This window comes from Bacillus sp. XF8, from assembly GCF_017498755.1.
Classification (GTDB): domain Bacteria; phylum Bacillota; class Bacilli; order Bacillales; family Bacillaceae_G; genus Bacillus_A; species Bacillus_A bingmayongensis.
Window position 1 is genome coordinate 71193 of sequence record NZ_JAGDQK010000034.1, and the last position, 14175, is coordinate 85367.

The following is a 14175-nucleotide window of genomic DNA, read 5'->3' on the forward strand; positions in this document are numbered from 1 at the left end:
AGGTGAAACAAATTAACAGTTATATCGATTCAGTGTTTCATAGTCAAGATGCTTTTTTGGAGGAAGTCATTTCGTCCATCCAAGAAAACGGAATGACTTCTATTTCAGTATCTCCCTCCTCTGGAAAACTTCTAACGGGGGTACCGTCACATTACCATCAAGTTAAGAAATTGGTTGTTCCCCAAAACGAAAAAAATGAGCTGAATTCTCATAAATAACTGTAAAAAGATAAAGTTTTCGTTTTTGGGATACTTACTTGATGGCGATGTATGGTGACCCCTAATATATATCATTTAATACAATAAGCAATCACATTTATATATGTTTCTTTTCTAATGTATATAAAAAAGATGGTTGGACACCATCTTTTTTACGCAATTCTAAATTATTTTTAATCTTATCCAGCTTAAAGACAATAATAACAAAAAGAAATTGGATTGCTACTAAATACTATGCTTGTTCTGATTGTTGAACATGTAAAGGAGGTGGAATAATCCAACCTTTTTTCTTATTCATACGAAGCAATATAGCTCCAGCTTGTGCTTTTTTCATATGGAATTGACCAAACATCATCCCTACATCTTCTCGAAGAGATTGTCCCATAGCTTGGCTACATGCTACTAAACCAGCAGCAAGGTCTATAGAAACTTTAGTTGCAATTTCTGCATCATTAATACGAGCACCAGGAGGGATCGTTTCAATAGATGCAACTGGTCTTTCTGGAGGTGCTGGTGGCAATGCGACGCCATTTAATTTTAATAAATTTTTTAATTCTTCAACTTCTGATTGGATATCATTCTCTACAAGATTTTCTAAAAATTTTTTTAAATCCTCATCTCCTGTATGGTTAATGAGAACTTGATAACCAGCAATTGTGCCTTGTGCCGCTGCAAGATAACTCCAAATTCCAAAGACTTCTCCGTAATGCATTGGTTCATGTTGTGGATTCCCACTTAAAACACCCATTAAAATCTTCCTCCTTAAAGAAATTAAACGCTTAACAACAATGCTTAATATAGAAAAAATTTTCCTAACCATGTTCAAGATTAGAGAAAATAAGTTCTTATAACTCATATGGAACACCTTACCCAAATATAGTAATTACATCTTGTAGGATATGCTGTTACAAAAATTTTATTCTTATAAATAACATGTGTATTTTAAGTAACATAATCCATTGTCATCGGTAGAAAAAATGCAAGCACCTAAGTCTAAAAATAATCTTAAAAAATTCTTTGGATAAGATAAATAACAATATAAAAGCAGCATTCCAAAACATCCAAAACTTAATTATAGTAGAAATTTGAAACGTACCTTTCGTAATAACTCCTAAGTTATGGATTTCTTTAACTTCATTGTATTTGTCAGCACTTTTAATAATGGAAATTAAAGATATTTATTATACTTTTAACCTAAATGGCTTTATACATTCTCGAACGAATAATGTTCAAAGAAGCTGGGGACATTATTACTAAATATGAAAGGAGAGAAAACCATGAAGAAAAAATTATCATCTATTTTAGGTGCTTTAGTGTTAACTATTATGTTTTTGGGTACAAATATTCATGCTGAATATGATGGGAATAATATGGATAGAGTTAATAATGATATTACGACTCAAGTTAATGACAATAACTTGAATAGAGTTAATAATGATACGAGAACTCGAAATGTAAACACAACAAATGATTTGAATGATACTCGCGATAATAATAACAATTGGGCGTGGCTTGGTTTATTAGGACTAGTAGGTTTATTTGGTCTTAGAAGACGAGAAAAAGAAACACGTTAATGTAGAACAGTGTATGTAACTTCTTTAAAAGATACTTATTTATCAAAAGGATGGAAAAAGCAGAAATTAGGAATCGCCTTTAATAAGGCGGTTTTTTATTTATCAAAATCAATAATTATTATATAGAAGGGGTTATTATTAGTCGAAAATAACTTGAAATTTGTTTCCATAATATCAGGAAATAAATACTGATATTCAGTCTTTGGCAATAATGAAACGAGACGTTTCTTAGACTCTTCACCAATTGTCTGACAAAAAGTTGTTTTACCAGATCCAGATAAACCAGCAATGCCTAACGATTGATCAGTTGGAAGTCCTGCATCTAATTTGTTAATATTGTTCGCAATTAATTGATTTATTTTCATTGTGATCTCCTTACAATTCTCTAAATTTAATATTGCCATGTTAGTAAAACTTCAAATGAATTTGTTGTGTTTTTTTTGAATCTACAAACTCATACTAATTGTAGACGAAGATTTCTAAATTTCTTGTTATATATTCGCTTATACCGTTTTGAAGAAACAATTTCATGGCTCAAATCCAGCAATTAGTGGTCCTTTTTTCAGCGCACCCCACAAAGTATTTACTTAACTCTCAGTTATATCCTGCCACGTTTGCTAAATTACAGTTATTACAAAACTTGTTATTTAACTTAATCCTTTATTCCATTAAAAATGACGCTTTCCGTGTTCCGGAAAAGTGCCCGATTGCGGAAAGTGGAAATGCGATAGAGCTGCAAAAATGGCCCCTACACTTTTTACTAAAGCACCCGTTTCCTATCGCAAAATCTGAAAATGTAATCAAAATTGCAACTGAATTTGTAATGTGTTTTGTATCAATATTTGTAATTACTTTTTTACGTATGAAGGAAATACATGAAGTGAGACGTATATGTATACAGATAATAATGTCTTTTAATTTTGATGCAAAAAACCAAGAACAACACTACAATTCGTAAGTAGCATTGTCCTTTAAAATTGTTTAAATTTTGATAAATGCAATAGCAAATGCTTTAAAAAGGGATATTAAGGTTGTTTAAGTCTAAGAAATTATTCAATACTCTCGCTCGATCGCTTAAAAAGAAAAAGTCGTAGCCATACAAATGCTTACGACTTTTTCTATAATAAAGATGAATTTAACTGTGTGACATAGCTTTCTTAATGTAGTTAGAAAGCTGTTTATCAATCTTATCTATCCCTAATTTCTCTCCTATTTTAGGATTCTCTTTATAATAACGTTCAGCTGCTTTGGATATCTCAGTATCTCTAAAAGTCAGCTTATTGAGGAGTTCATTCCATCGCTTTGCCAATTGCGTTACGTCTCGTTTTTCAGGTGGTGTTCCTTTCTCATATTCCACTTGTATCTTTGCAGTTATTTCGGCCCATTCACTTACATATTGCTTTCTTTCCTCTAGCCCCATTTGTTTGAACATCTTCTCCTGTTGCTCTTGGGTAAAATATTTATCTTTACTCATATTAATCACCTCAATCAAATTTATAAATTGCTCTGCGCTTACTTCTTGTTGACTATTCAGCAACTCGTATATTCTTTCCAACCGACTACATAATTGTTCTTGTATTCGAATGTGCTCTTTTATACTTTCTAACTGTATTTTTATAACTTCGATCGGATTCAAATTTGGATTTTCCATCATCTCTTTCATTTCACCCAAAGCAAAACCTAACTGTTTAAGTGACATAATTTGTTGTAGCTTGGAAATATCTGTTTCATTGTAAATCCTATGTCCCTTATCAGAAGACTGCGAAGGAGAAAACAATCCAATTTTGTCATAATGATGGAGCATCCGTACCGTAAGTCCGGTTTGCTTAGCTAATTCCCCAACTTTCCAAGTTTTTTTATTCAGAATCAACCCCTCATTTCGTACGAATTATTTTTGCCGGCAACATTACTATACAACCTGACATCGTGTTAGGTTCAAGTACTCCTTTAAAACTTTTTTGTTGTATATATTAATTACAATTTTCATAACAAAGATGCCTTCTTATTTAAAAATCATGCCTGAATTTGGAACTATTGGCTAATGGTGTTTCTTTGAAATGAAGTTTGATAGAAAACATCTTATAAAGTGAAACTTCCATCAGTGGGGGTTTTCTTCATCCCCCACTGATTAAGGTTTCCCTTTATAAAAAAGCTTGATCAAAACTCACTTAGCATTCTTTGATTAAAGGGATAAAGCATCATGACTCTATTTCAAGTCCACAAATGGAAAAAGTCGATACCCTCGTAGTTGAGAATATCGACTTTCATTTTCAAATTACTTTATTTTTCGTAGTACTTTAGACATTCTGATTAACATTCTTTATAAAAAAACTCATTTTTCAGTGGCATCACTAAAAAATGAGGATCTAATTATTCAACAATATATGATAAATCTATTAACTTATCGAATGAAAACCTTACTTTCAAGACTCCGTATCAGATTCTGGAGCAATTGCCTTTTTGATAAATAGCGCAATAACGAAAGCAATACAACATAGGAATAAGGCAAACCAGTAGGCATGGTGTACGCCGATTGTCATGGCTTCATTCATTAACTGTTCTGTTACTGGAGTTGATTGTTTTTCAATATGACTTTGAGTACTTTGGGTCATAATACTTACAAAGATAGAGACTCCAAGTGCTCCTGCAATTGGTTGCAAAGTATTTGCAATAGCTGTGCCGTGTGGATATAGATGCTTCGGTAATTCATTTAATCCATTTGTTTGAGCTGGCATCATAATTGCTGAAATAGATAGCATCAATATGATATATACCATTATGAAAGACCATATCGGTATTGAAGGAGTGATATTACTAAAGAATATCATGACCCCAACCAACATAATTGTACCAGGAATTATTAATTTTCTAGGACCATATTTATCAAATAAAGTACCCATTACTGGTGACATCAAGCCGTTTAATAACGCACCTGGCAATAACAATAATCCAGCTACCTTTGCAGTGTATCCGAGAGGTCCTTGTAAATACATTGGCATTACAATTTCAGATGCAAACATCGCCATAATAACAATAACAAAAAGACTGACGCCTCTTGTGTAACTTTTATATTTGAATACACGAACATCCAATAGTGGTTGCTCTAATTTCAACTGGCGCAAAATAAATAGGACTAAGCTAATTATGCTAATCATGATAATAGAAATGCTTGTTGTTGATAAGAAACCTCTTGAATGTTCTCCAGCACTACTAAAACCATAAATCATTCCACCAATACCAATAGTTGAGAGAATAATCGATATAATATCTATCTTAGGACGTGTAACCTCTCCGACATTTTGTAAATATTTTAACGCAAATACAATTGAAAATAACACGAAAGGTATAACAAATAAGAATAACCATCGCCAACCGAATAAATCAACAATTACCCCCGATATAGTAGGCCCCAGTGCAGGTGCAAACATGATAACCAAGCCAAAGGTCCCCATAATTTTCCCACGCACTTCAGGAGGATAAAGTAAGAGCAAAGCATTCATAATAACAGGAATTAACACCCCTGTACCAATAGCTTGTACCATACGACCGATTAACAACATTGGAAAATTCACTGCACAAGCAGCAATCATTGTTCCAATTAAAAAAATAGTCATAACACCTATAAACAATTGTCTTGTAGTGAACCATTGAATTAATGATGCGGAAATTGGCATTAAAACACCCATAACAAGCATAAACCCAGTTGCCAGCCACTGAACAGTTGGAGCATCAACGTTGAATACAGTCATTAACTTAGTTAAAGCAATATTCAATAAGGTTTCGTTTAATATTACGAAAAATGCACCAATGATGAAAGTTATTAATATTACTCTAGAATTAATCTTCTTTTCCATAAAGTTCCTCCGATATTTCCACCATAAACAAATATAATGAGCAGTAATCCATTATTTAAAATGCCTTCTGAAATAGTCTCATTTGCCATGGCTTGTTTATTTTACAGATAATATATCTTTCTAATTCCTTATACAACGCAAAAATATTTTACATCATTCCTTATTTATCCCAACTACTTCTCTTAGTTCTTTCAAATAATTGGGGCAAGGCATAACCTTAATTATCAATCCATCACGCTCTCTCACTTTTTATTTTTTTACCACCATACCGCTTCCTTTCAAATTAGAAAATCACAGGTAATCTGCCTGTGATTCAGAGTAAAAGGGAATAAACCCATCCTTATGCAATTAAAAGGAAGCCAAAATAGCCGTCACAAAATTACCCTTCTTTTACTGAATAAAAAAAGAAAGGCAGAACAATCCACCTTTCTACATAACACATATTTTTATGCGAATGAAGATTATTAAAAAAGGACAGACTAATCCCATTTACTCTGCATACACAAACAGAGCCTTTGAACATATTTAATTACTGGTTCAAAGTTGGGAAACGAAGTCTCATAGCATGTGTCATTTTTTAATAATCCTCCTTAAAATTACAACTTTTATTATAAAATTTCGTTTAGAAAAGTCAAGGAAAAGTAAGAGTTCTTTTTCTTTTCGGATATCATTCTGATTTAAAACATGGCTTATAACACAATTATTTTTGGAGAAAACATGATATTCTTTTGCAATATCCTTTGTATCAAAAAGATGCATTTATAAAAAAGATTACTTATATCCTCTTCTAAATAGCTGACGAACCGGATACAATACCAAAACTACCTTTTAAGCACTTTTTTATTTTATAGAGGTTATTGGCTTTAAACCCAAAGAAAAGACACCCTTATGGGTGCCCCTCTCCGACTTGATAACCACTTTAATTTTAATAATATGTAATTGGACTCCCATCCAATTACTATTTTACCACATTTATCTACATGGAATGTTGAGAAAATTAAAAACGGCTCTGCTACAGTGCCAAAACTATCTTTTACGTATCTAATTTTAAAGACCTTTTGATAAAACTTTCCACATTATAGAGATAGGATTATTCTCGTAACTGAAAGGAATAACTACAAAAACCCCCTTAAAGTATATCTACTCTAAGGGGATGATCGTCTCATTTCATAAGATACTTTTTTATTTTATATACGTACAGCCGTACCACTTACGGCAACCATTAGCATTCCATCACGAACGACCTCGTAGTCTACATCAATGCCCACAATTGCATTTGCTCCTTTTTGCTTCGCAAGTTGTTTCATTTCTTCCATTGCAATATCACGCGCTTCCTTTAATTTACTTTCATATGCACCAGAACGGCCACCTACAACATCACGAACAGAAGCAAATAAATCGCGGACAATATTTGCACCCATAATCGCTTCACCATTTACAATATCAACATACTCAATAATTTCTTTCCCTTGAATTCCAGACGTTGTTGTTACAATCATTACTAACACTCTCCTATAATCTATCAAAATTTATTGACGTTTCTTATACTTTTATTATTACATTGAAAAAATAAATAAACTATCTAATAACCTTACAGAAAGATGACATCTTTGTAATAATTCATAAATATTTTCTCCATTAAACACTCGCTCTACTTTTTCTAATCTCAATTATGTATAAGCTATAAAGGAGTACCCCTAGACCTAGAATTTGTTCATTCTTAGACGCATTGGAACCTAATGTAATAGTAGGTACATTTAATCCCATAAATCTTTCGCTCCATTCTATAGGCATATACCCTTGCTTACCGATTGCCAATGTACGTCCATCTGTTGTACGAAGAGTACTTTGAATAAAATCAACCTCAACTTCGACATCGGACAACTTCGTTTCTTTATCAGTCATTAAAGAACCACGTATCGAGCCAAGGCTTTGTATCATCTTCTCATTAAACATACCAATCTGGTTATAATTCGAATCATACATTACCCAATCATACCCGTCAGCTCCAGTATGAAAATATGCAAGAATTTCGCCGCTACTCGTTTCTAATCCATAAACATCTCTATTTTTCAAAAAAGGTATTACTGAAAAAAGAATATTAGATGAAATGATCTTTGTTCCAGCAACATATCCACCATCAGGATGGTATAAACCAAATTGTTTGTTCCCTTTAGGTAATTCTAATACGACAAAAGTATCAACATCCCAAAACGCTACATTACTTTTCACCGCATTCTTTTGTATCAAATTCCCTTTTCTTAACTGCCAAAATCCAATTCCGAAAAAAACAGAAGAAACGGTCATAATAAAGATAATCTGTCCCCAATTAACCTGTCCCCAAGTTCCGTATACACACCATAGCGCAAACAGAAAAATACCAGTTCCAATAAGAAGTTTAAACTTCCCTTTCCGCTTATAATAATCAAATAATTCCATTTCTGCATATCTACCCCTTATTTGTATTTCCCAACTATTAATATATCAAAAACAAATTATATCCTCTAGAAAAAAATGGCTCCGATCTAATATCGAAGCCATTTTTTAAGTATAAATTTTTAAGCGCTCTCATTAAAACAATTCATTCATTTATCCAACATTAATTCTATTTTTTTCAGAAAGTTTATTTGCTTTATATCCACAGAAAAGGAACAAAAGTATTGTAATGGAGATGAATAACCAAGAAAATCCTCTCAAAAATGCGAGTTCCCCCGCCAATGTTTACTGTTGATTTAGAATAATGTTTGATCAAATTGATACTAATAACCTTGATAAACGAACAAAAGAAAGAGCGTGTTTAAAAAAAAGATTGATCAAAATACGCTCTTAATATATTTAAATGGATCATTCTTTTATAAAAAAGTTTGATCTTTTTTGTGATCCTTTTTCAATTAAAGCGCCCGATTGCTGAATAAGAAAAGCACATTTCTTTCTCTGCCTATTTTACAAAAAATAAGCTCATAGAGTTGACAAGTAAACAGTCCGCTCTGAAATAAGAGAATAAAATAAAGGGGTAATACTTTATTAATTACGGTATCTAATATGTCGCCTTGAATAAGAAAGGTGATTTCAATACCAGTCATTTCAGCATAGGAAGCATTTCGGTGTCATATGGTAAATGATGGAACAAATTGTTTTAAATCCTATATTGAAAGGAATGATAGTGTGTCAAAAAAAAATATTTTTGATTATATCGTGGTTGGTGCTGGAACTGCCGGAGGGGTAATTGCTAAAAAATTAACAGATGACAAAAAAACTTCCGTCCTCGTCCTTGAAGCAGGAACGAATATGTCGAACAATAGTCCTTCTCTTGAGGAAGCAGCAAATGTAGCTAATGATAACAAGCTTTCGGTTAACACTCTTTCTAAAACGGAGGAAAATATAGGACGTCAGCTTAAATTATCGAATGGTAGAGTAATTGGTGGAAGCTCGCAACATAATTTTATGTATGCAGTACGCGGAAGTCGTAATCTTTATAATGAGTGGGCAAAACTCGTTGGACCTCAATGGAGTTACGAAAATGTTCGTTCCTTATTCAAACAAAATGAAACCTACACAGGAAATACACAAAAACCGGATCAACGGGGAACAAAAGGTCCAATTTTTGTTAGACAACAAATCATCCCAAATGATGGACTTATAAATACTTTAGCTAAAGCAACATCAAAAGTTTTAGATATCCCTATTGTCAAAGATTATAATACAGGCATAAGAGATTGTACATTTTTCAAATCGCAATTTATTCAAAAAGAAGTAGATGGAAAGTTTGTTCGTTCATCTACTGTAACTGGATACTTAAATAAAAATATTGTTACACAGGGGAATGAAGTCCACCCAGATGAGTTTGGGGTCGGTCAGAGAAAATTGGTCATTTTCGCAAAAACAACAGTGAATAAAATTCTATTTAAAGAAAAAAAGGGGGTTAACATTGCTGTTGGCATTGAATATGTCAGGAACGGAGTATCACAACGAAGTTTTGCCCGAAAAGGAATCATTGTCTCTGCAGGCAACTTTTCCTCCGTTATTCTACAACGTTCAGGAATCGGCAGACCGGCTGATTTAGCTAAAGCAGGGATATCAACATTAATAGAGAGTCCAAATGTTGGTCACAATTTTCAAACTCATTATTTTGTGGGAATGGGAGTAGAAGTAAAAACAAATCGACTTCTGCAGGTATTGTCTGCTGACCCTGATCAGCCAATAGTACTAGGTGCCTTTAAAAAGGAAAAAGAACCTGGTGGTCGTCGCCTTCAATTAATAGGGCTTCCACTACCATTCTTTATCCCGATTCAAGATGTGTTTATTAATCAATGGCAATTTAATTCCGAAAAGCAAAGCAATATCATGAGTTTTTCGATTTTAGATCTTAACCCTAAAAGTAAAGGTAAGATTACAATCGCACATAGTGATCCGGAAGCTTATCCATCGATTAGTTTTAATCCGTTAAAAAATCCTGATGACTTAAATTATATGGTGAATCAATATATTGAGACTTTCAATATTATGATGAAAGCTCGTGAACTAGATCCGAATGGTATTTATAAGGTTGTATACCCTCCCGAAAATATATTCAATTTAACGAATGAAGAAGAAAAGCGAAACCGACTTACTGATTTTGTCAAGGCCTCCTACACGAATTTCACTCATTTTGGAGGGCAGTGTAAAATGGGTGAAAATATTGAAGAAGGAGTTGTTGATGGATTCTTGAATGTTTTTGGAACGAAAAACCTTAAAGTCGCTGATCTTTCCATCGCTCCTATTTTACCAGATGGCAACACTTCCACCGCTGCTCAGATGATCGGTTTAAATGCGGTACGATTTATTCGTGAGGATACTTCCCCATATGTGGTGGATGATGAGGAATTGGAAGATTTTGAAGATGAAGATAAAGACGATGAAGATGATGAATGACAGGAGTAAGATATAGAAAACAGGGCCTTTCTGTTTTGGGAGAAGCTCCTTTTCAGACTTTTGAAAAAAACTATCTCAAAGAGGTTGGATACCTTTTTAAGTATCCAATCTCTTTTTATTGACATAAAATCCGATTTAGAAATTCACACTGAATATTGCATTTATTTCCAGTTTACATAATGTTCTTTTATAAGAACTGAACCAAAACCAACCCTCTTGGCGCCCAAGGGGGTTCAACGAGTCTGTTTTTATCGTTTATGTAGCAAGTTATATATTGTTTAAAAATCAACGTTTGCGCACGCCCAAGTGCGCCTGATGGCTGTATAAAGAAGTGATGTTTTATGCAACCTCTTATTTCATTAAATGGCCCGATCGTGGAATAGAATGACCTGCATTTTTTTAACAACTTTATTATTTTTCAAACGACTTTATCGTAAATTAAACAACTGTTTTGTCACTTTACATAAAGTTTGATTATTTTCTATTTTTGTTATTCTACAATTTCCAATTAAATAGAATAACGAAAATAGAAAAACAAATGAAAATCAGCATACCATCTCAAACTAAAGCACCCATTAGCGCCATTAAGAAGTAAAATAACAACTGTTTCATTTATTCTCACTAATTGAACTACCCCCACCTTCACTTCGTTTAGAGGAGGGGATCTTCTCGGTTAAAATAATAAAAACTAACTTCTAATCATTTCTTTACATTATTGATATATAGTCTAGAATCATTGCCCTCTGTACATTAAATAAATTTGATTTGTAATATAATCTGAACTGAAATGAAGCCCCTTTCTTATCCACCACATGATGATACCCACTAATGAGGCCGTTTTAATCTCAATAGCAACATAATCAGCAGGTAAATCCTCCTTGGTATTCTTTCTTCTTGTTTCTACTAATTGCTTTAATAATAAAAATAATTGCTCCTCAAACTGATTCATATTAAATAAAATAGGCAAATAATTTCGATGAATATATAAATAATCAAGCAATTGTGTTAACTGTTGTTTTTCTGATAGATCTTTTGCATGTATTAAAGCAATAATTTTATTAGAAAGCTCTATTAAAATCTCATCGGTGATTTGCGTTAGTAAATCTTGAATATCCTGATAGTGTAAGTAAAACGTTGTTCGATTTAATCCTGCTTTGGCTGCGATTTTCTGAACCGTTAAATTTGAAATAGTGGATTCCTCGCGTAAAAGGGAAAAGACAGCATTTTTAAACATTTCTCTTGAGCGAATTGTACGAGGATCCTCTTTTTTAGGTATAGACATTTTAAAACTCCTTTATAGATTTTCCTTCGACTTTCTCGACATCATATATTTTCTATGTCGATTAGTGAACATTTAATAAAAAATTGTTCATGGTCAGGAATATGTATCTTTGTTACTATGGATTTTATCGACACGATGTCGAGAATGCAAGTCTAAAATAAAGGAGTTTATGGATGCAGAAGGAAATAACAGAGAAAAATAAAAAAGTTTTATTAATTATACTGATTGCAGGCTGTTTTTTATCAACATTAAATCAGACGTTATTAAATGTTGCATTAAGTGGTTTTATGGATGTATTTCATGTAACGGCTACAACTGTACAATGGTTATCAACAGGCTTTATGCTAGTAAATGGTGTTTTAGTACCAATTACAGCGTTTTTAATGAAACGTTTTACAACAAGACAGCTATTCATTAGTTCGATGTTCTTTTTATTCATCGGGTCTGTATTTTGTGCCTGTGCGATGAATTTCGGTATGCTGTTAACAGGAAGAATGATTCAAGCAATTGGTGCTGGAATTATTATGCCTCTAATGATGACAGTTATTTTATATTTATACCCTATCGAAAAGCGTGGAAGTATTATGGGAACAATTGGCTTTGCGATAATTTTTGCACCAGCCATCGCTCCTACATTATCTGGTTTTATAATTGAATATATATCATGGAGATGGCTATTTATTGGGTTAGCCCCATTTGTATTAATCGTCATTGTTCTTGCGTTCAAATATTTAATAAATGTTGTAGAAACAACAAAAGCGAAATTGGATATCACAAGTTTCATTTTATCAACAATTGGCTTTGGCTGTATTTTATTTGGATTTAGTAGTGCAGGAAGCAAGGGATGGGATCATCCCGTTGTTATTACAACAATTATCGTCGGAATAATCGTTACGATTTTATTCTGTTTACGTCAAATGAAATCCAAAGATCCATTATTAAATCTATCCGTATTTAAGTATAAAATTTTCACTCTCACATCGTTCATCAATATACTAATTACAATGATTATGTATGCAGATTTAATTCTTTTACCAATTTATTTACAGAACGGACGGGGTTTTACAGCTTTCGAAGCAGGTTTACTTTTATTACCCGGAGCTGTGATAAATGCCTTCTTATCACCTGTCACAGGTAAGATGTATGATAGATATGGCGCTAAACCACTCTTTATTGCAGGGTTACTATTTATCATTATTTCCATGTGGGGAGTAATTGATTTAACCGAATCCACAACTTATATGTATTTAATGGTTCGCACCTGTATTTTACGAATTGGATTAAGCTTCATTTCTATGCCTTTAAATACAGCAGGATTGAATGCTTTACCAAGAGAATTGGGTTCACATGGTTCAGCAGTAAATAATACCATTCGCCAATTAGCTGGTGCTATTGGAACAGCAGTTGTCATCACAGTGTATACAATTCAAGCAACTTCACATGCCTCTGTGCTATCTATGGAAAATGGAAATATTACAGCTATCCAACTAGCGAAACTAGCTTCTATCTTTGGCTCAAATGATGCTTATGCCTTTATGTTAGTTTTATCTATTGTAGCGTTAATATTTGCATGCTTTATGCCTAAAAAAACAGCAATACAAAAGGCAAAGGTTAATCAAGTAACAGATTAATTAATATTATTATCCATCATATTCAAAATGCAAGCATATCTGAGATTTGTCAGATATGCTTTATTTTAAATATGTTATAGTTCCATGACAAAGAATATATTACAAAATGCATAATATATGCATTTTGTAATATCTACTAAAAGGGATAGCCCACACATTTTCAGGTCCCGGATAAATTCGCTTCTACTTATCAAGGTTCAGGCGGTAGTCGTCAAAATGCTGGTGTGAAAATTCCACTAGATATGGAGCAACTTATTAACCAATTACAGTTTGATGAAACATATGAGATTCCCGAGATTTATATTGGAATGTATCAAAAACTTCCGGATATTGGTATGCATTCTTAGCTTGAGTTAGAGGAATATTATATACCAATTAAATGGAGGTGTTGAAATTGAATATTCAGGAACATAATTATAATTCAAATGAAATCCTTATAACTGGCGCAGCAGGAGCAATTGAGCAAATGAAATATGAAATCGCACGTGAACTTGGAGTTACACTCGGTCCAGAGACATCTGCACGTGCTAACGGTTCTGTTGGAGGAGAAATTACAAAGCGTTTAGTTCGAATGGGTCAAGAACAACTAATGGGACAATATAGAATTCATTAAAGATATCTACATAGAAAAAATAAAGATTAAAAAGGTACCTACTGCTTCGTAAGGTACCTTTTTATCCCGCATTAACGGGCAGTAAGACCCCC

The 14175-nt window shown here is 33.0% G+C and carries 12 protein-coding genes and 2 pseudogenes; 6 read left to right on the forward strand and 8 right to left on the reverse strand.

Annotated elements, in window-relative coordinates; all coding sequences use genetic code 11:
* Positions 1-2 precede the first annotated feature (2 nt).
* A pseudogene (locus J4P91_RS29600) lies at positions 3-137 on the forward strand (O-methyltransferase); the annotation flags it as partial.
* A 313-nt stretch (positions 138-450) separates the two neighbouring features.
* On the opposite strand, the gene J4P91_RS20125 reads toward J4P91_RS29600, so the two are convergent.
* Entirely contained in the window at positions 451-966 is a 516-nt protein-coding gene (locus J4P91_RS20125) for a DUF3231 family protein (protein WP_207995564.1), read from the reverse strand.
* A 529-nt stretch (positions 967-1495) separates the two neighbouring features.
* On the opposite strand from J4P91_RS20125, the gene J4P91_RS20130 reads away from it, so the two are divergent.
* Positions 1496-1792: a WGxxGxxG family protein gene (locus J4P91_RS20130; RefSeq protein ID WP_207995565.1), complete on the forward strand. Its 297-nt coding sequence runs from the start codon at positions 1496-1498 to the stop codon at positions 1790-1792.
* Positions 1793-1905: 113 nt separating this feature from the next.
* On the opposite strand, the pseudogene J4P91_RS20135 reads toward J4P91_RS20130, so the two are convergent.
* A pseudogene (locus J4P91_RS20135) lies at positions 1906-2157 on the reverse strand (ATP-binding cassette domain-containing protein); the annotation flags it as partial.
* 164 nt (positions 2158-2321) lie between these two features.
* On the opposite strand from J4P91_RS20135, the gene J4P91_RS20140 reads away from it, so the two are divergent.
* A complete protein-coding gene (locus tag J4P91_RS20140; RefSeq protein ID WP_207995566.1) occupies positions 2322-2750 on the forward strand; it encodes a hypothetical protein in 429 nt (142 codons plus the stop codon).
* 177 nt (positions 2751-2927) lie between these two features.
* Here the strand turns inward: J4P91_RS20140 and J4P91_RS20145 are convergent, their stop codons facing one another.
* The 5 genes from J4P91_RS20145 to J4P91_RS20165 all read right to left on the reverse strand — a co-directional run bounded on the left by J4P91_RS20145 (position 2928) and on the right by J4P91_RS20165 (position 8085).
* Positions 2928-3662, reverse strand: coding sequence for a MerR family transcriptional regulator (locus J4P91_RS20145; protein WP_207995567.1), 735 nt, complete (start codon positions 3660-3662; stop codon positions 2928-2930).
* Between the two features lie 553 nt (positions 3663-4215).
* Complete coding sequence (locus J4P91_RS20150; protein WP_207995568.1) at positions 4216-5646, reverse strand: MDR family MFS transporter; 1431 nt, start codon at positions 5644-5646, stop codon at positions 4216-4218.
* 529 nt (positions 5647-6175) lie between these two features.
* A complete protein-coding gene (locus J4P91_RS29760) occupies positions 6176-6220 on the reverse strand; it encodes an erythromycin resistance leader peptide (protein WP_142301762.1) in 45 nt (14 codons plus the stop codon).
* A gap of 613 nt (positions 6221-6833) precedes the next feature.
* Positions 6834-7145: a heavy metal-binding domain-containing protein gene (locus tag J4P91_RS20160; protein ID WP_207995569.1), complete on the reverse strand. Its 312-nt coding sequence runs from the start codon at positions 7143-7145 to the stop codon at positions 6834-6836.
* 139 nt (positions 7146-7284) lie between these two features.
* On the reverse strand, positions 7285-8085 hold the full coding sequence (locus J4P91_RS20165) for an ABC transporter ATP-binding protein (protein ID WP_207995570.1): 801 nt from the start codon (positions 8083-8085) through the stop codon (positions 7285-7287).
* 672 nt (positions 8086-8757) lie between these two features.
* Between J4P91_RS20165 and J4P91_RS20170 the strand changes: the two genes are divergently transcribed.
* The gene (locus J4P91_RS20170) at positions 8758-10557 is read left to right on the forward strand and encodes a GMC family oxidoreductase (RefSeq protein WP_243763929.1); all 1800 of its coding nucleotides are present in this window, start codon (positions 8758-8760) and stop codon (positions 10555-10557) included.
* 733 nt (positions 10558-11290) lie between these two features.
* Here the strand turns inward: J4P91_RS20170 and J4P91_RS20175 are convergent.
* A complete protein-coding gene (locus J4P91_RS20175; protein WP_207995571.1) occupies positions 11291-11839 on the reverse strand; it encodes a TetR/AcrR family transcriptional regulator in 549 nt (182 codons plus the stop codon).
* Positions 11840-12012: 173 nt separating this feature from the next.
* Between J4P91_RS20175 and J4P91_RS20180 the strand changes: the two genes are divergently transcribed.
* Together J4P91_RS20180 and J4P91_RS20185 are read left to right on the forward strand one after the other, a co-directional pair.
* Positions 12013-13470, forward strand: coding sequence for a DHA2 family efflux MFS transporter permease subunit (locus J4P91_RS20180; RefSeq protein WP_207995572.1), 1458 nt, complete (start codon positions 12013-12015; stop codon positions 13468-13470).
* A gap of 394 nt (positions 13471-13864) precedes the next feature.
* Positions 13865-14083, forward strand: a complete 219-nt coding sequence (locus tag J4P91_RS20185) for an alpha/beta-type small acid-soluble spore protein (RefSeq protein ID WP_279538676.1) — start codon at positions 13865-13867, stop codon at positions 14081-14083.
* Positions 14084-14175 lie beyond the last annotated feature (92 nt).